14 protein-coding genes and 1 pseudogene are annotated in these 17,944 nt (G+C 64.5%); 11 read left to right on the top strand and 4 right to left on the bottom strand.

Going from position 1 to position 17,944, the window contains the following annotated elements:
* Positions 1-214, bottom strand: a pseudogene (locus tag H587_RS21380) (IS1380 family transposase); the annotation flags it as partial.
* Between the two features lie 464 nt (positions 215-678).
* Between H587_RS21380 and aprB the strand changes: the two are divergent.
* The 6 genes from aprB to H587_RS0107760 all read left to right on the top strand — a co-directional run bounded on the left by aprB (position 679) and on the right by H587_RS0107760 (position 9,038).
* Positions 679-1,182 (top strand): adenylyl-sulfate reductase subunit beta, encoded by a 504-nt coding sequence (gene aprB, locus H587_RS0107785; protein ID WP_027175792.1) that lies wholly within the window; start codon positions 679-681, stop codon positions 1,180-1,182.
* Between the two features lie 73 nt (positions 1,183-1,255).
* Complete coding sequence (gene aprA, locus H587_RS0107780; protein ID WP_027175791.1) at positions 1,256-3,250, top strand: adenylyl-sulfate reductase subunit alpha; 1,995 nt, start codon at positions 1,256-1,258, stop codon at positions 3,248-3,250.
* A 239-nt stretch (positions 3,251-3,489) separates the two neighbouring features.
* Positions 3,490-4,734, top strand: a complete 1,245-nt coding sequence (locus H587_RS0107775) for a CoB--CoM heterodisulfide reductase iron-sulfur subunit A family protein (RefSeq protein ID WP_027175790.1) — start codon at positions 3,490-3,492, stop codon at positions 4,732-4,734.
* A gap of 3 nt (positions 4,735-4,737) precedes the next feature.
* Positions 4,738-7,017: a hydrogenase iron-sulfur subunit gene (locus tag H587_RS0107770; RefSeq protein WP_027175789.1), complete on the top strand. Its 2,280-nt coding sequence runs from the start codon at positions 4,738-4,740 to the stop codon at positions 7,015-7,017.
* Between the two features lie 18 nt (positions 7,018-7,035).
* Positions 7,036-8,301, top strand: a complete 1,266-nt coding sequence (gene qmoC, locus H587_RS0107765) for a quinone-interacting membrane-bound oxidoreductase complex subunit QmoC (RefSeq protein ID WP_027175788.1) — start codon at positions 7,036-7,038, stop codon at positions 8,299-8,301.
* Positions 8,302-8,360: 59 nt separating this feature from the next.
* Positions 8,361-9,038: a hypothetical protein gene (locus H587_RS0107760; RefSeq protein ID WP_027175787.1), complete on the top strand. Its 678-nt coding sequence runs from the start codon at positions 8,361-8,363 to the stop codon at positions 9,036-9,038.
* 102 nt (positions 9,039-9,140) lie between these two features.
* Here the strand turns inward: H587_RS0107760 and H587_RS0107755 are convergent, their stop codons facing one another.
* The 3 genes from H587_RS0107755 to H587_RS17735 form a co-directional block, all read right to left on the bottom strand.
* Positions 9,141-9,872 (bottom strand): Crp/Fnr family transcriptional regulator, encoded by a 732-nt coding sequence (locus H587_RS0107755; RefSeq protein WP_051202535.1) that lies wholly within the window; start codon positions 9,870-9,872, stop codon positions 9,141-9,143.
* A gap of 72 nt (positions 9,873-9,944) precedes the next feature.
* Entirely contained in the window at positions 9,945-11,306 is a 1,362-nt protein-coding gene (locus H587_RS17740; protein ID WP_051202534.1) for an aryl-sulfate sulfotransferase, read from the bottom strand.
* Positions 11,307-11,418: 112 nt separating this feature from the next.
* Entirely contained in the window at positions 11,419-12,792 is a 1,374-nt protein-coding gene (locus H587_RS17735; protein WP_034608792.1) for an aryl-sulfate sulfotransferase, read from the bottom strand.
* Positions 12,793-13,100: 308 nt separating this feature from the next.
* Between H587_RS17735 and H587_RS0107740 the strand changes: the two genes are divergently transcribed.
* From H587_RS0107740 to H587_RS0107720, 5 genes are all read left to right on the top strand, one after another.
* Positions 13,101-13,859: an ABC transporter ATP-binding protein gene (locus tag H587_RS0107740; RefSeq protein ID WP_027175785.1), complete on the top strand. Its 759-nt coding sequence runs from the start codon at positions 13,101-13,103 to the stop codon at positions 13,857-13,859.
* A gap of 27 nt (positions 13,860-13,886) precedes the next feature.
* Positions 13,887-15,026 carry a branched-chain amino acid ABC transporter substrate-binding protein gene (locus tag H587_RS0107735; RefSeq protein ID WP_027175784.1) on the top strand — a complete coding sequence of 380 codons (1,140 nt, stop codon included), beginning with the start codon at positions 13,887-13,889 and terminating at the stop codon, positions 15,024-15,026.
* A gap of 69 nt (positions 15,027-15,095) precedes the next feature.
* Positions 15,096-15,998 carry a branched-chain amino acid ABC transporter permease gene (locus tag H587_RS0107730; RefSeq protein ID WP_027175783.1) on the top strand — a complete coding sequence of 301 codons (903 nt, stop codon included), beginning with the start codon at positions 15,096-15,098 and terminating at the stop codon, positions 15,996-15,998.
* Complete coding sequence (gene livM / locus H587_RS0107725) at positions 15,979-17,199, top strand: high-affinity branched-chain amino acid ABC transporter permease LivM (protein WP_027175782.1); 1,221 nt, start codon at positions 15,979-15,981, stop codon at positions 17,197-17,199. The genes H587_RS0107730 and livM overlap by 20 nt, the downstream gene beginning before the upstream one ends.
* Positions 17,196-17,915: an ABC transporter ATP-binding protein gene (locus H587_RS0107720; protein ID WP_027175781.1), complete on the top strand. Its 720-nt coding sequence runs from the start codon at positions 17,196-17,198 to the stop codon at positions 17,913-17,915. The genes livM and H587_RS0107720 overlap by 4 nt, the downstream gene beginning before the upstream one ends.
* Positions 17,916-17,944 lie beyond the last annotated feature (29 nt).

Raw genomic sequence — 17,944 nt, 5'->3', positions numbered from 1 at the left:
AGAGGAAGCAGAGCACCTGCTTGAAAAGTTCATCGATGGGCGTGCCCTTGGGGTTCTTGCGCATGGAGCCGAAGAGACGGTTGATGTGGGGGAAAAAGTCAATGCCGCGAAGATAGCGAGTAAAGAGGTTGAGCCCGGCTCGGCCTGTCAGGCAATCGCTCGTGACCTGGACATCGTCGATAAATTTTGCTTTGGTATTCTTGAGTTTTGACATCCAGCCCTCCACCTGATGGGTGAAATAATCATGATTTGTTGTTGGATGTGATTGTAAACAAAAACAAGGCGATAGGCCAGCTTTGATGTTGTGTCAGGCAGGAGAATCGCTCAGATTAGGTCTAGAAAAACGGGGTCCGCGCGTCCCGAGGGAAGGGCTGTGATTCCGGTTGATTGCGCCAAGGCCCGTGAGGGACCGCGACAGGGGAAAAAAAGCTTGCGGGAAACGGCTTGAATGCTGTAAAAACACGGTGCATCCTGGAATAGGCTTCCGAGGCGGGTTCCCCGTCCGTTTTTCCTCCGCCTGCGGAACAGACGCTTGTTCAAAAATTCACTTTTGGCTTGACTCCTGGCGTTTGGGCTGGTATCCCGAGTGCTCCGCCTGCACGCTAGGCACTTTTGCATATTGGCAGTGGACCGTCGGTATTCTGGTATCATAAATTCAACAAGTTAGGAGGAGATGTTATGCCGACCTTTGTGAACCCGGAAAAATGTGACGGCTGCAAGGGTGGCGAAAAGACCGCTTGCATGTACATTTGTCCGAACGACCTCATGATCCTGGATCCGGCCGAGATGAAGGCCTACAACCAGGAGCCCGAAGCCTGCTGGGAGTGCTACTCCTGCGTGAAGATCTGCCCCCAGGGCGCCATCGAAGCCCGCCCCTACGCTGACTTCGCCCCCCTCGGCGGCACCTCCATCCCGATGCGTTCGGCCGAAGACATCATGTGGACCATCAAGTTCCGCAATGGTTCCGTGAAGCGGTTCAAGTTCCCCATCCGCACCACTCCCGAAGGTTCCATCAAGCCTTTCGATGGCAAGCCCGAGCCCGGCGACATCAACAACGAGCTGCTCTTCACCGAGACCGCGCTGAAGGCCCCCAAGGCCGTGCTGATGAAGAAGTTCGAAGTGTCCGACGCCGACATCAGCCAGTGCTGGCAGGACGGCGTCTGCGAGCCTGTCAACGGCTAGTCGACGATCTCGTCGCCTGGTTTGAGAGTGGCTTTGAGAAAAAGAGAACTTTAGAGCTGCTAGGGAGGTAGCTATGCCTCAGATTCCCGCTAAAGACGTCGTCAAGGGTGTCCCGTTGGCCGAACCGCAGGTCATCGAACAGCACGCCGACATTCTCATGGTCGGCGGCGGCATGGGCTGCTGCGGCGCCGCCTTCGAGGTGTGCCGCTGGGTCGACGCCAAGTACAAGGATCTCTCCGTGATGCTGCTGGACAAGGCCGCCCTCGAGCGTTCCGGCGCCGTGGCCCAGGGCCTGTCCGCCATCAACACCTACCTGGGTGAGAACGATGCCGACGACTACGTCCGCATGGTCCGCACCGACCTCATGGGCCTGGTCCGCGAAGACCTGATCTTCGACCTGGGCCGCCACGTGGACGACTCCGTCCATCTGTTCGAGGAGTGGGGCCTTCCCTGCTGGATCAAGAAGGACGGCCACAACCTCGACGGCGCCGCCGCCAAGGCCGCCGGTCTGTCCCTGCGCAAGGGCGACGCCCCCGTGCGTTCCGGCCGTTGGCAGATGATGATCAACGGTGAGTCCTACAAGGTCATCGTGGCCGAGGCCGCGAAGAACGCCCTGGGCGAAGGCCGTTACCTGGAGCGCGTGTTCATCGTGAAGCTGCTTCTCGATGCCAACACCCCCAACCGCATCGCCGGCGCCGTGGGCTTCTCCACCCGTGAGAACAAAGTCTACGTGTTCACCTGCAACTCCTGCCTCGTGGCCTGCGGCGGCGCGGTCAACGTGTACCGCCCCCGTTCCACCGGTGAGGGCATGGGTCGCGCCTGGTACCCGGTGTGGAACGCTGGTTCCACCTACACCATGTGCGCTCAGGTCGGCGCCGAGATGACCATGATGGAAAACCGCTTCGTGCCCGCCCGCTTCAAGGACGGTTACGGCCCGGTCGGCGCCTGGTTCCTGCTGTTCAAGGCCAAGGCCACGAACTACAAGGGCGAGGACTACTGCGCCACCAACCGCGCCATGCTGAAGCCCTACGAGGATCGCGGTTACGCCAAGGGTCACGTCATTCCGACCTGCCTGCGCAACCACATGATGCTCCGCGAGATGCGTGAAGGCCGCGGCCCCATCTTCATGGACACCAAGGGCGCGCTGCTGGCCACCATCAACAACGACTTCAAGAACCCCCTCTGGAAGCACCTTGAGTCCGAAGCCTGGGAAGACTTCCTCGACATGTGCGTCGGCCAGGCCAACCTCTGGGCCGCCACCAACTGCGCCCCCGAGGAACGCGGCTCCGAGATCATGCCCACCGAGCCCTACCTGCTCGGTTCGCACTCCGGCTGCTGCGGCATCTGGGTCTCCGGTCCGGACGAGGAGTGGGTTCCCGAGGACTACAAGGTCCGTGCCGAGAACGGCAAGGTCTACAACCGCATGACCACCGTCATGGGTCTGTTCACCTGCGCCGACGGCGTGGGCGCCTCCGGCCACAAGTTCTCCTCGGGCTCGCACGCCGAGGGTCGTATCGCCGGCAAGGCGATGGTCCGCTGGGCCGTCGACCACAAGGACTTCAAGCCGACCCTGGCTGTGAAGGCCGCCGACCTGGCCAAGGAGATCTACCAGCCCTGGTACACCTTCGAGCAGTTCAAGAAGGCCTCCACGGCTCCCGAGATCAACCCCAACTACATCACCCCCAAGAACTTCATGATGCGCCTCACCAAGTGCACCGATGAATACGGCGGGGGTTGCTCCACCCTGTACATGACCTCCAAGGCCCTGCTTAACACGGGCTTCTGGCTCATGGGCATGATGGAAGAGGATTCCAAGAAGCTGGCCGCCCGCGACCTGCACGAACTCATGCGCTGCTGGGAGCAGTTCCACCGCCTGTGGACCGTGCGCCTGCACATGCAGCACATCGAGTTCCGTGAAGAGTCCCGTTACCCGGGCTTCTACTACCGCGGCGACTTCATGGGCCTGGACGACTCCAAGTGGAAGTGCTTCGTGAACTCCAAGTACGATCCCGCCAAGAAGGAGATCAAGATCTTCAAGCGGGCTTACTGGCAGATCATCCCTGACTAGTAGGGAGTGACCACCGCGGCCGCGGGCCTCGAGCCCGCGGCCGCTTTTTCCATGGATGAAGTGGTCTGAACCGGGGCTGGATGAGGGCGCAGTCCGGGTTTAGGCCATTTTGTCGGATACCTTCACTTCGCTTCTCGACTCTACGTTTGGGACCTAGGACCGCCCGGGGGGCTCCGGGCGGCCGGACGGCTCCGCCGCGCAAACGCGCGCGGAGCGTATACTCAGGGAGGATTGTGAGAATGGCGAACAACAGTATTCTCGTAGTGGGCGGCGGGTTCGCGGGGATTACCGCCGCCTTGGAGGCCGCCGAGGTCGGATACGAGGTCTTCATCGTGGAGACCAATCCATACCTCGGTGGCAGGGTGGCGCAACTGAACCAATATTTCCCCAAGCTGTGCCCGCCTTCCTGCGGTCTGGAGATCCAGTTCCAGCGCATCAAGAACAACCCCCTGGTGCATTTCTACACCATGGCCGAAGTGGTTTCCGTCAGCGGCGGCCCGGGCGCCTACGATGTGAAGATCAAGCAGCGCCCCCGCTACGTGAACGAGCGCTGCACGGCCTGCGGCGACTGCGAGAAGGCCGCCCGCACCACGGTGGACAACGAGTTCGAGTTCGGGCTCTGCAAGCGCAAGGCCGTCTTCAAGACGCACTCCTTCGCCTTCCCCCACCGCTACGTGCTCGACCCGAAGGACATTCCGGCCGATGAGCTTTCGGCCATCCAGGCCGCCTGCCCCTACGAGGCCATCGACCTGAACGACGCGGAGAAGACCTTCGACCTGAACGTCGGCAGCATCGTCTACGCCACCGGCTGGAAGCCCTACGACCTGAAGAACCTGGACAACCTGGGCTCCGGCAAGCTGAAGAACGTGGTTTCGAACATGCAGTTGGAGCGTCTGGCCGCGCCCAACGGCCCCACCTCCGGCAAGATCCTGCGTCCCTCCGACGGCAAGGCTCCCAAGAGCATCGCCTTCGTGCAGTGCGCCGGATCCCGCGACCAGAACCACCTGAATTACTGCTCCTACATCTGCTGCATGGCCTCGCTGAAGCACGTTTCCTACATCCGCAAGAACTACCCGGACGCCAAGGTCGTGATCTACTACATCGACCTGCGCACCCCGGGCCGCTACGACAAGTTCAAGAAGCGCATCCTCGAGGACGACAAGCTCCTGCTGGTCAAGGGCAAGGTGGCCAAGATCGTCGAGGACAAGCACAAGAACCCGGTCGTCACGGTGGAGAACGCCGTCACCGGCATCAAGAGCGACGAAACCTTTGACATGGTGGTCCTGGCCACGGGCATGCAGCCCACGATGTCCGGCCAGAAGCAGCCCTTCGCCGGTGTGGACGAGGACGGTTTCGTGCTCGCCGCCGAGGACAAGGGCGTGGTGGCCGCCGGTTGCGCCAAGTCGCCGCTGGACGTGATGAAGTCCGCCCAGTCCGGCACGGGCGCGGCGCTCAAGGCCATTCAAAACGTGGTGGGGAGGTAAGTCATGGCTGAAAAGCTCGGAGTATACATCTGCGGTGGCTGCGAGATCGCCAAATCCCTCGATCTCGCCGGGCTCGCCGAGCACGTCGGCAAGAGCAAGGTCGCCCCGCTCTGCAAGGTGATCAAGACCAACCCGGTGCTCTGCAGCCCCGAGGGCGTGGCCGAGATCGAGGCCGACATCAAGGCCGAAGGGCTGGACGGCGTGGTGGTCTGCGCCTGCTCCCCGCGCAGCAAGTGGGACATTTTCCGCTTCGGCGACGCGATCCAGGTCGAGCGCGTGAATCTGCGCGAACAGTGCGTCTGGTCCTTCCAGGACGATCCGAAGGTTCCCGGCCTGCTCAAGGGCATGGCCGAGGACTACGTGCGCATGGGCGTCACCCGCCTGTCCAAAAGCGCCATTCCGGTCCCGGAGATCCCCGAGACGAGCAAGACGATCATGGTGCTCGGCGGCGGCTTCACCGGTCTCACCGCCGCGCTCAACGCCGCGGCCATGAACCGCGACGTGCTCCTGGTCGAGAAGGCCGAGAAGCTCGGCGGCAAGGCCTTGAACATGTACAAGACCTTCCCGCTCTCGGCTCCCTTCGACAAGGCCGTGGACACCGGCATCGAGAAGCTCGTCTCGGCCGTGGAGTCCAATCCCAAGATCAAGGTTCTGCTGAACGCCACCCTGGAGTCCCTCGAAGGAGCTCCCGGCCTCTACAAGGCCGCCATCGGCGGAGCCCAGTACGACGTCGGCGCCGTGATCCTGGCCACCGGCTGGGTGCCCGGCGACGGCAAGTACCTTGAGCCCCTGGGCTACGGCACAATGAAGAATGTGATCACCTCCTCGCAGTTCGAGGAGATGGCCAAGAACGGCAAGATCGTCCGTCCCTCGGACGGCAAGCCCGTGACCTCCGTGGCCTTCGTCCTGGACATGGACCTGCCGATGAAGGGCGCGTCCTACTCCGCCGGCGCGGCCTGCGAGCCCCCGGCGGAGCTGCCCGAACAGGCCGCCCCGGCCGAGGGCGAGGCCAAGGAAGACGCCTTCGTCTACGAGAACACCGAGTCGGCCAAGCATCTGGCCTACAGCTCGGAGATCTCCAGCCTGGTGGCCCTGAAGCAGGCCGGCTACGTGGCCGAGAAGGTTCCCGGCGCGGTGGCCATGGTGCTCTACGACCACATGATGGTCCCGGGCATCAACGAGAAGTACTACAAGGCCGCCCAGGACAACTCCTCGATCATGCTCTCCAAGGCCACGGTCACCGGCGTGACCGAATCCGGCGACGGCACCCTCTCCGTCGCGGCCAAGGACACCCTGCTCGGTGAGAACGTCGAGATCATGGCCGACCTGGTGGTCCTGCCCACGGCCGTGGTTCCGGTGACCGCCCACGACCCGACCATGAACTTCGTCTACCGCCAGGGCCCGCACTTCCCGGACCTCAAGCTGTTCGACGGCTTCGTGGACTCGAACTACATCTGCTTCCCCTACGAGACCCGGCGCACCGGCGTCTACGCTGCGGGTTGCGCGCACCAGCCCATGACCATGGCCAACGCCCGCGACGACGCGGCCGGAGCCGTGCTCAAGGCCGTGCAGTGCATCGAGAGCATCAACCGCGGCGTGGCCGTGCATCCCCGCTCCGGCGACCTCTCCTTCCCGGTGTTCAACTTCGTGCGCTGCACCCAGTGCAAGCGCTGCACCGAGGAATGCCCCTTCGGCGCCCTGGACGACGACGAGAAGGGCACGCCGAAGCCGAACCCCACGCGCTGCCGCCGCTGCGGCACCTGCATGGGCGCCTGCCCCGAGCGCGTGATCAAGTTCGACAGCTACAACGTCGACCAGATCGGTTCGACCATCAAGGAAGTGAAGGTTCCGGACGACATCGTGGCCGGCGGCCCGCGCGTCATCGTGCTGGTCTGCGAGAACGACGCCTATCCGGCCCTGGACATGGCCGCCTTCCGGGGCAAGAAGTGGAGCCCCTACGTCCGCTTCATCCCGGTGCGCTGCCTGGGCTCGGTGAACGCCATCTGGGTCGCCGACGCCATGAGCAAGGGCATCGACGGCGTCATGCTGCTCGGCTGCAAGTACGGCGACGACTACCAGTGCCACTTCGTCAAGGGCTCGGAGCTGTGCAGCCGCCGCAAGGAGAACATCGCCGAGTCGCTCCAGCGCCTGGGCGTCGAGGCCGAGCGCGTGGAGCAGTACGAGGTCGCCATCGATGACTATGACAAGATTCCCGACCTCATCGAGAAGTTCATGAACGAGGTCGTCGCCAAGTTCGGCCCCAACCCCTTCAAGGGTTACTAGGAGAGGAGGTTTCGAACCATGTCGAACAGCGTCAGGGTTCAACCGGACCTGAAATTCGTCAAGGAGCTCCAGCAGTTCGGCGGGGAGTCCTTGAAAAAGTGCTATCAGTGCGCCACCTGCAGCGTGGTCTGCCCCCTTTCCCCGGCCGACAATCCCTATCCCCGCAAGGAGATGGTCTGGGCCCAGTGGGGGTTGAAGGACCGCCTGCTCAACGACATCGACATCTGGCTGTGCCACAACTGCGGCACCTGCTCCGACCTGTGTCCGCGCGGCGCCAAGCCGGGCGACCTGCTCGGCGCGCTGCGGAACATGGCCTACAAGAACCTGGCCCAGCCGAACTTCATCGGCAAGCTCATGAGCTCCAAGGGCCTGCCCGTGCTCATCCTCATCCCAGCGGTCATCTACCTGATCATCTGGGCGATCCGCGCCGCGGCCCTGGGCACGGCCTTCCCGCTCTTCGAAATGAACGGTCATGACCTGGTGGTCTCCAAGACCGGCCAGATCATCTACGGCGGGCTGTTCCCGGGCGACTACACCATCGACCCGATCTTCGCCCTGCTGGCCGTTTTCATGCTCTACGGCTTCTATTCCGGGGTGACCAACCTGCTGAAGAGCTTCGCCTCCATGCCCAGGACCTTCATCGTGGGCCGGGGCAAGGAGCCGTCCTTCCTGTGCGCCTTCATCGAGACCCTGAAGAACGAGGTGGCCAAGCACACCCAGTTCCAGGACTGCGGCGCGGACGAGAAGAGCCAGAAGCGCTTCAAGGGCCACCTGCTGACCATGTACGCCTTCATCTGCCTGTTCGTCGTGACCACCATCGTGGCCGTGGGCCACTGGGGCGGAGCCTTCCTGATGCAGAAGGTCATGGGCCTCACCGACCCGCTGACCCAGCTCATCACCGTGGCCGGGTCCACCCCCATGCCGCTGTACAGCCCGGTCAAGATCCTGGCCAACGTGGGCGCGATCATGCTCGTCATCGGCCTGACCTTCCTGACCTCGCGCCGGGCCTCCCTGGACAAGGCCAAGCAGGGCTCCAGCTTCGACGACTGGTACCTGCTCTCCGTGATCTGGGTCATCGCCCTGTCCGGCCTGGGTTCGGAGATCTTCCGCCTGGCCGGCCTGGCCACCATCGCCTACCCGACGTACTTCGTGCACATCGTGGCGGTGTTCATGCTGGTGGCCTACCTGCCCTGGTCCAAGCTCGCGCACCTGGTCTACCGCACGGTGGCCCTGGCCTACGCGCGCAAGATCGGCCGTATTCCCATGCAGCCCGTGCAGCACTGAACGTGAGACGGGAACCACAACGAAAGGAAAGTCTTCGGACTCTCAAGGAGGCATAGACAATGGCTGAAGCGAAAGTTTTCCCCATGAACACCTTCGTGTCCTGCCTGCGCGGCGGGGATCTGGCCGACCAGAACCTCATCGACATGCTGGCCTTCGTCACCCAGGCCGACGTGGACGCCGACTTCGCGCCCGTGGCCTGCTCCCTGACCAAGGCCTGGATCTATGAGCAGGAGCCCCAGCTGACCAAGGCCGCCTCCGGCGACATCGAGGGCCTGGGCCAGAAGGTCTCCCTCATGCCCCTGCCCGAGGAAACCGCCGCCCAGGCCCAGGGCGTGCTGGCCAAGCTGGCCGAGCTGAAGACCGCCAACGCCGGTCTCACCGCCGACAAGGCCGCCCTGACCGCCGAGGTCGAGACCCTGAAGGCCGAGCTGGCCGGCGTCAAGGCCAAGCTGAAGACCTTCGAGGATCAGGCCGCCCAGGGTGACGTGAAGCTCTCGGTCTCCTCCAAGAAGATGGATGAGCACATCAAGAAGCTGGAAGACCTCATGGCCGAGGTCGACAAGGTCAAGAAGCAGGGCGTGGTCGTGGCCGGCGTCGCCGGCGGCGCGGCCGCCGGAGCCCCCGCTGGTGACGCCGCCGCTGCCGCCGGCGACGCCTCCGGCGCTCCCTCCACGGGCGGCGAGCCCGAAGCCGACTTCGGCTTCGGCTCCAACCCCTTCGCGGACTCCAACTGGTAGTCCCCGCGACGCCTCCCTGATGCGGGCCGAGTCCGGCCCGAGCATGAGCCCCAAGCCCCCCGCGCCCGCGCGGGGGGCTTTTTCGTTCGCGTGGAGCCGGGGTCAGCTCAGGGCGTGACTCAGGAAACGCGCCAGGTCCAGAACCCGGACCTCGTCCCGGCGATAGCCGCCGAGCACGCCCTCGTGCTCCAGGTCGCGCAGGGTCTTGTTCAGGGTCACGCGATGCACGCCGAGGAGCTGGGCCAGTTCCTGCTGGTTCAGACGGGGATCGAGGACGGTCTTGCCGTCGTGTTCGCCGAGGCGTTCGGCGTGCAGATGCAGATAGCGGCAGATGCGGTCGGGCAGCTCGTCCAGGCTCATGTCCGCCACCTGATTGCTCAGGATGCGCACCTTGCAGGCCAGGGTCCCCATGAGGTTGACCATGAGATCCGGCCGGGCCGGGAAGATGTCCTCCAGCACGATTTCGCGCCGGAAGGCGTGGACCCGCGAGGGCCGGGTGCAGACGTGGCGGTTGCGCGACGTGCCGCCGCAGAGTAGGGGCGTTTCGCCGAAGAGGTGATCCGGGTCCACGTACCAGAGGGTCTTTTCCTGGCCGCCGGGATCGCCGCGCAACATGCGCACCTCGCCGCGCTCCAGGAAATAGAGGAAGTCCGGCGGCGCGTTTTCGGGGATCACGGCCTCGTCCTTGGCGAATTCCAAGGCCGTCGCCAAGTGCAGGACGCTTCGCCAGGGTTTGTTGTCTTTTGGGATGCGGGCGAATTCGCGACCTTCCGGTTCCCCGGAAGGTCGCGGGTCGCGCGGGCGTGACACGTCGGACATGCCGTCATTGTACATGCGGCCGCCCGCGCGGGCAACAGATCGTCCGGCGGCTCTCCGGGGCGTTTCCGAAGAGCCGCCGGAGGGGTGTCAGGCCGCTCCCGGCCAGAGCCGGAAGAACTTGGGCGCGCCCTCGACCAGGGGGCGCTTCACGCTCAGGTCGCGTCCGGCCAGGGCGGGATGGTCCGGGGTGTAGAAGTAGGCCCGGTGGACCATGTTGGTGAACATGTCGTGCCCCAGGGGCTCCAGATAGTCGGCTGCGTCGCAGAACAGGGCCTTGGGTTCGCCGAACATGATAGGGTTGACGAACTCCCAGACCACCTTGCCCTCGGGCGTGACCTCGAAGAGGTGGCCCTGCTGGGTGGAGGTCACCAGGGTGTTGCCGTTCTCCAGACGCTGGGCCGCGCCCTGGCGGTAGCTGAAGAAGCTGTTGCGGCCATGAGCGGCGTACTCCCAGACGACTTCGCCGTTCTCCAGGTTCACCTCGACGACACGTGACCGGGTGCCTTCAGGCCGCTCGGAGCCGTTGTCGAAGATCGTCACGTGGCCGTTCTCGATCATGTGGGCGTGGTGCGAACCGAAGATCCGCTGGTCGCCGGAGTCGTACCAGCCCGGCTTCCTGCCCTGGCCGTAGGCCGAGGGATTGCCCCAGCGCCGGACGATTTCGCCGCTCTTGTGGTCCAGGATGTAGACTTCGCTGAAGTTGCGGGAGTTGAGCAGAATCTGGTCCGTGGCCGGGAGGTACTCCACGGTGTTGAAGTGCGTCCAGTCGAAGCTGGCGTAGTCCTCGCCCACGTTCAGGGGCAGGCGGTAGTTGAGGTCGAACTGGTCCGGGCCGGTGCCGATGTGGTCCCAGACGCGCCATTCCCAGACCGTGCGGCCCTGGGGGTCGACCTCGCGGACGAAATCGGACCAGAAGTCGCGCATGGGCACGCCCTGGAGCACGGTCACTTCGGGATAGGTGTCGGGAATGCGGCCCTTGTCCAGGGCCTCCTGCTTGGTCTTGCGCTCCCAGCCCAGGATCAGGGTGTTGCCGTTGGGCATGCGATCGAAACAGTGGTGCTGGATCTCGTCCGGGGAGAACATCTTGTATTCCCAGAGCACGTTGCCGTCCCAGTCCAGTTCCTGGACCATGCCCGCCGCGCCGCCGATCTTCACCGGCGGCTCCGGCAGGGCGGCCCCGCGCAGGAGGTGCCCGTTGGGCAGGAACGTGGCGTACAGGCCGGGGGGGTAGGCGCAGTTCCACTGGTGGACCACGTCGCCTTCCCGGTTGATGAGGTAGGTGACGTTGCACTTCACGGTGGGCGAAAGCAGGATGTAGCCCTCGGCGGCGGCCTTGGCGTCGTAGGTGATGACGCCCGTGGGGCCGCGGTGGACTTCATAGGCCGAGGCGGGTCGCGCAAGGGCCAGGAGGGCGGCCGCGATGGCGATGACGATGATGGTCGTGAGCATGGACGGTGATCCTCTCGATTCGGGTTGAACGCGATACGCCTCCGGACCGGAGGCGGGCCCGGAGGCGGAATGAGGGGCGCGCGCCCGCATGGGCGCGCGCCGTGTGATACGGTTACTGCTTGGGCGCCAAGATCTTGAAGATCTTGGGCGCGCCCTCCACCAGGGGCCGCTTCACGCTCAGGTCGCGGCCCTTGAGGCCGGGATAGTCCGGGGCGTAGCGGTAGGAACGGTGGACCATGTTGGTGAACATGTCGTGGCCGGAGTTCTTCAGGGCGTCGTCCTCATCCGAGAACACGGCCTTGGGCTGGCCGAACATGATCGGATTGACGAATTCCCAGACCACCTTGCCCTCGGGCGTGACCTCGAAGAGGTGGCCCTGCTGGGTGGAGGTCACCAGGGTGTTGCCGTTGGGCAGGCGCTGGGCCGCGCCCTGGCGGTAGCTGAAGAAGCTGTTGCGGCCGTTGGCGGCGTATTCCCAGACGATCTTGCCGGTCTTGAGGTCGACTTCGATGACCCGGGAGCGGCTGCCCTCGGGACGCTCGGAGCCGTTGTCGAAGACCGTGACGTGGCCGTTCTCGATCATGTGGGCGTGGTGCGAGCCGAAGATCTGCTGGTCGCCGGAGTCATACCAGCCCGGCTTCTTGCCCTGGCCGTAGGCCGAGGGGTTGCCCCAGCGCTGGACGATCTTGCCGCTCTTCTTGTCCACGATGTAGACTTCGCTCAGGTTGCGCGAGTTGAGCAGCACCTGGTTGGTGGCCGGAAGGTACTCCACGGTGTTGAAGTGCGACCAGTCGAAGCTGTCGTAGCCCACGCCCACGTGGCTGGGCAGGCGGAAGTTGATGTCCAGCTGGTCCGGGCCGGTGCCGATGTGGTCCCAGGCGTGCCATTCCCAGACGGTCTTGCCCTTCTTGTCCACTTCGCGCACGAAGTCGACCCAGAAGTCGCGCACGGGCTGGCCCTTGATGGTCACTTCATCGGGGAAGGTGCCGGGGGTGCGGCCCTTTTTGACGGCATCTTCCTTGGTCTTGCGCTCCCAGCCCAGGATCAGGGTGTTGCCGTTGGGCATGCGGTCGAAGGCGTGGTGCTGGATCTCGTTGTCCGAGAGCATCTTGTACTCCCAGACCACCTTGCCGTTCCAGTCCAGTTCCTGGAGGATGCCGCCCGCGCCGCCGATCTTCACCGGCTGTTCCTTGGGGGCGTTGGAGCGCAGAAGGTTGCCGTTGGGCAGAATCACGGCGTAGAGGCCCGGAGGATAGGCGGACTTCCACTCGTGGACCACGTCGCCTTCCATGTCGATGAGATAGGTGCTCGTGCATTTCACGGTGGGGGCGAAGAGCGTGTAGCCTTCGAAGGCCGCGCCCTTCACGTACTTGACCACGCCCGTGGGGCCCTGATGGGCCTCGTAGGCCTGGGCCGGGGCCGCCAGGGCGCAGATTGCCAGCGCCAGGGCCGCCAGCGGCAGCAGCTTTCCTCGTCTCTGGATCATGTCGAGTCTCCTTGGTTCGGTGTTTCCTTCCCTGACTCCATGATCCTCCCTGTAAAAAACCCGGCCCGGACGGTGCGTCACGGCCGCGAGGGGGATCCCGCCACCCCCGCGTCCTGGGTCGTAATACGACCATAGGAGAAAGCGTTTCGGTCCGCTGTTGCGTTTGCTACATTTTTCACAAATGTCCGCCCGGGTTTTGCGGCCAACGTGCCCAGTGGGGAAAAGATCGATTTTCAACTCGACATAATTGTCAAAAAAGGCCCGTCTCTCTTGATCTTTTTCCTTGGTTCGAGTACGGTGCCAAGCTCATGGCTGAACTCGTCCTCTCCGACATCAGCGTCCGGTTCGGCGGACTCCAGGCCCTCACCGAGGTCAGCTTCGAGGTGCGGCCTGGGCAGGTCGTGGGCCTCATCGGACCCAACGGCGCGGGCAAGACCACGGTCTTCAACGTCATCACCGGCGTCTACGCCACCTGCGCGGGCGCGGCGACCTATGACGGGGCTTCCATCCTGGGCCTGAGGCCGCACCAGATTCTGGCCCGGGGCATCGCCCGGACCTTTCAGAACATCCGCCTCTTCCAGAACATGACCGCCCTGGAAAACGTCATGGTGGCCCAGCACTGCCGCAGCAAGGCCAAGGTGCTCGGGGCCATCCTACGCAGTCCCTCCCAACGCCGGGAAGAGACCCGCATCCGCGCCAAGGCCATGGAGTCCCTGGAGTTCATGGGGCTCGCGCCCAAGGCTGACGAAGTGGCCAGCAATTTGGCCTACGGCCTGCAGCGCCGCCTGGAGATCGCCCGAGCCCTGGCCTCCGAGCCCAAGACCATCCTGCTCGACGAACCCGCCGCGGGCCTGAATCCCGCCGAAAGCAAGGAACTCATGGAGACCATCGGCCGGATCGCGAATCTCGGCGTGAACGTGCTCATGGTCGAGCACGACATGAAGGTGGTCATGGGCATCTGCGACAGCATCGTGGTGCTGGATCATGGTGTGTTGATCGCCAAGGGGACTCCGGCGGAAATCCGCAGCGATCCCGAGGTGATCGAGGCATATTTGGGTCACGCCTGACGAACCACAACACAAGGGAGATGTCGGATGAATCGCATTGTGCTGAAAGTCCTGTCCCTGGCCCTGGCGGTCCTTCTGGCCGCCCCCGCCGCAGCCCTGGCCGCCGACGCGCTCAAGATCGGCACCCTGAGCCCGCTCACCGGACCCTACGCCGCCGACGGCAATGACATCGCCAACGGCGTGCGCGCCGCCGTCGAGGTCGTCAAGGACCAGGGCGGCATCCCCGGCTACAAGGACATCGTGGTCCAGGCCGAGGACTCCATCTGCGATCCCCGCCAGGCCGTGGCCGCCGCCAACAAGCTCATCAACGAGAAGGTTTCGGCCGTGGTCGGCGCCTACTGCTCCAGCGCCACCATCCCGGCCTCCGAGGCCCTGGCCGAAGTCGACATCGTCATGATCACCCCGGCCTCCACCAGCGAGAAGGTCACCGAGCGCGGGCTGAAGTACATGTTCCGCACTTGCGGTCGCGACGACGACCAGTCCAAGGTGGCCATCAAGTTCATCAAGGAATTCCTCAAGGGCGGCACCGTCTACATCGTGGACGACAAGACCACCTACTCCCAGGGCTTGGCCGACAACCTGGAGAAACTGGCGAACGCCCAGGGCGTGAAGGTCCTCGGGCATGAGCACGTGAACCAGGGCGACAAGGACTTCTCGGCCGTGCTCACCAAGGTCAAGGCCGCCAATCCCGCCGTGTTCTACGTCAGCCTCCAGAACTCCGCCTCCGGCGCGCTCATGCTCATCCAGGCCAAGCGCATGGGCATCACCGCCAAGATCCTGGCCCAGGACGCCGTGTACCATCCCCAGCTCATGGAGATCGCCAAGGACGCCGCCGAGGGCGTTTTCCTGACCTTCGGCTTCATCGACCGGGAGACCCCGGCCTACAAGACCTTCTACGCCAAGTACCAGCCCAAGTACGGCGAGCCCGGCGCGTATTCGGCCTATTCCTACGACTCGGCCATGGCCTACCTCATGGCCGTGAAGGCCGTGGGCTCCACCGACCCGGCCAAGATCCGCGAGGCCATGCTCAAGAACAAGTTCCAGGGTGCCTCCAAGAAGATCAACTACCTGGAGAGCGGCGACTCCGGTTCCAACTACATCATCCAGATGGTCAAGGGCGGGAAGTTCACCAACTACTGGAATCCCGAGACCAACAAGCTCTACTAGCCTGAACCGTCGACCGGACGGGCCCGCCTTCGGGCGGGCCCGTTTCCGGCCCGGCGACCCGGAACCCCGATGGAATATTTCGTTCAGCAGCTCATCAACGGGATCACCCTGGGCGGAGTCTACGCCCTGGTGGCCCTGGGCTACACCATGGTCTACGGCATCATCCAGCTCATCAACTTCGCCCACGGCGAGTTCTTCGCCGCCGGCGGGTACATGGGCGTGATCATGCTCACCTGGCTTTCGGCCCAGGGAGTGCCCCCGACCCTCTGCCTGGCGCTTTCGCTGATCCTGACCATGGGCTACTGCGCGCTGCTGGCCACGGCCGTGGAGAAGGTGGCCTACAAGCCCCTGCGCAACTCCTCGCGTCTCTCCGTGCTCCTTTCGGCCCTCGGCATGTCCATCTTTCTCCAGAACGGCCTCATGCTCACCCAGGGCGTCTACGACAAGGCCTACCCCACGGAGATGACCCAGGGCGGCCTGCACTTCGGCATGGTCACGCTCTCCTACATGCAGATCATCATCGTGGTCGTGACCGCCGTGCTCCTGGTGGGCCTGAACGCCCTGGTCTTCCGCACCCGCATCGGCAAGGCCATGCGCGCCACGGCCCAGGACAAGACCATGAGCGCCCTGGTGGGCATCAACTCCGGGCGCATCATCACGATCACCTTCGCCATCGGCGCGGGACTGGCCGCCGCCGCGGGCATCATGGTCGGCCTGTACTACGGCTCCGTGCGCTACGACATGGGCTTCGTGCCGGGCATCAAGGCCTTCGCCGCCGCGGTTCTCGGGGGCATCGGCAACATCACCGGGGCCATGCTCGGCGGCTTCATCATCGGCATGGTGGAGATCATGGCCGCAGGCTACCTCTCCAGCGAGTACAAGGACGTGTTCGCCTTCATCATCCTCATCGCCGTGCTCTACTTCATGCCCACCGGCATCATGGGGGAGAACGTTGACGACACTCGCGTCTAAGCGCCACTGGGCGTCCTTCGCCATCGGCCTGGTCTGGTTCTTCTTCATCCTCTGGCCGCTCATGGGCATCAAGCCCGAGGGCCTGGAGTTCGGACCCGCCCTGGAGGTCTGGTCCTACGTCGCGGCGGCCGCCCTGGTCCTGTTCGTGCTCTGGGGCCTCAAGCGCCAGGGCTCGCTCGACTTCATCGGCGTCCCGGCCGCGCGGCTGGCCCAGTCCCTGGCCGCCCCGGTGCGCGTCCTGCCGCGCTGGGCGCTCATCCTCGCCGTGGCCGCCTGCGCCTTCGCCTTCCCGTTCCTCAACGAGCGTTACGCCATCGACGTGGCCATCAACGTCATGGTCTACATCTGCCTCGGACTGGGGTTGAACATCGTGGTCGGCCTGGCCGGATTGCTGGACCTTGGCTACATCGCCTTCTACGGCGTGGGGGCCTACACCTACGCCCTGCTGTCCGTGCATTTCGGCCTGTCCTTCTGGCTCTGCCTGCCCATCGCCGCGGCCTTCGCCGCCGTGGCCGGGTGCATCATCGGCTATCCCACGCTGCGGATGCGCGGCGACTACCTGGCCATCGTCACCCTGGGCTTCGGCGAGATCGTGCGCATCGTGCTCAACAACTGGATGAGCCTGACCAACGGCCCCAACGGCATCCTCGGCGTGAAGCCTCCCAAGGTTCTCTGGATGGACGCCGGGCACTGGACCCTGGTGTCCCTGCGCAACCTCAGCGGGCTCTACTTCGTCATTCTTTTCCTGGCCGTGGTCACCATCATCGCCGTGCATCGCCTGAACTATTCGCGCATCGGCCGGGCCTGGGAGGCCATCCGCGAGGACGAGACCGCCGCCCAGCTCATGGGCGTGAACACCTTCGCCCTCAAGCTCCTGGCCTACGCCATGGGCGCGGTCTTCGGCGGCCTCGCGGGCTGCTTCTTCGCCGCCCGGATGCGTTTCGTCTCCCCGGAGTCCTTCACCTTCATGGAGTCGGCCATGGTTCTGGCCATGGTGGTCCTGGGCGGCATGGGCTCCATCCCCGGCGTGATCCTCGGGGCCCTGGCGCTCATCGCCCTGCCCGAGGTCTTCCGGGGCTTCGAGCTTTACCGCATGCTCGTCTTCGGCGGAGTCATGGCCGCGATGATGATCCTCAAGCCCAAGGGACTCTGGCCCGCCAAGCGCGTGGGCGGCCGTTCCGAGGAGAGGGGCCACGCATGAGCGACGCCATCCTGGAACTGCGCGACGTCCACGCCGGATACGGCAACATCAAGGCCCTCAAGGGCGTCTCCCTGGCCGTCATGCCCGGCGAGATCGTGACCATCATCGGGGCCAACGGCGCGGGCAAGAGCACCACGCTCATGACCATCTGCAACATCGTGCCCGCCACCGAGGGCGAAGTCCTCTACCAGGGCGCGCCCGTGGCCGCCGTGTCGCCCGACCGCCTGCCCGCCAAGGGGCTCTGCCAGGTGCCCGAGGGTCGCCGCATCTTCCCCCGCCTGAGCGTGATCGAAAACCTGGAGATGGGCGCGTTCCTGCGCACGGACAAGGACCGCGTGGCCTTCGACCTGGACAAGGTCTTCGGCTTCTTCCCCGTGCTCAAGGAGCGCAAGCACCAGCCCGGCGGCACCCTCTCCGGCGGCGAGCAGCAGATGCTGGCCATCGGCCGGGCCCTCATGAGCCGGCCCAAGGTCCTGCTCCTGGACGAGCCTTCCCTGGGCTTGGCCCCGCTCATCGTCCAGCGCATCTTCGAGATCATCAAGACCATCAACCGCGAGGAGGGCGTCACCGTGCTCCTCGTGGAGCAGAACGCCAACCTGGCGCTCCAGACGGCCTCCCGGGGCTACGTCCTGGAGACCGGCCACGTGGTGCTCGAAGACACCAGCGCCAACCTCCTGGCCAACCCCGACATCCGCAAGGCCTACCTCGGCGAATAGCCCCCTTCGGGGGATTATGGAAAGACGAA

The organism is Desulfovibrio aminophilus DSM 12254 (genome assembly GCF_000422565.1).
GTDB classification, from domain to species: Bacteria; Desulfobacterota; Desulfovibrionia; order Desulfovibrionales; family Desulfovibrionaceae; genus Aminidesulfovibrio; species Aminidesulfovibrio aminophilus.
This window is presented reverse-complemented; position numbering and strand designations above follow the sequence as displayed.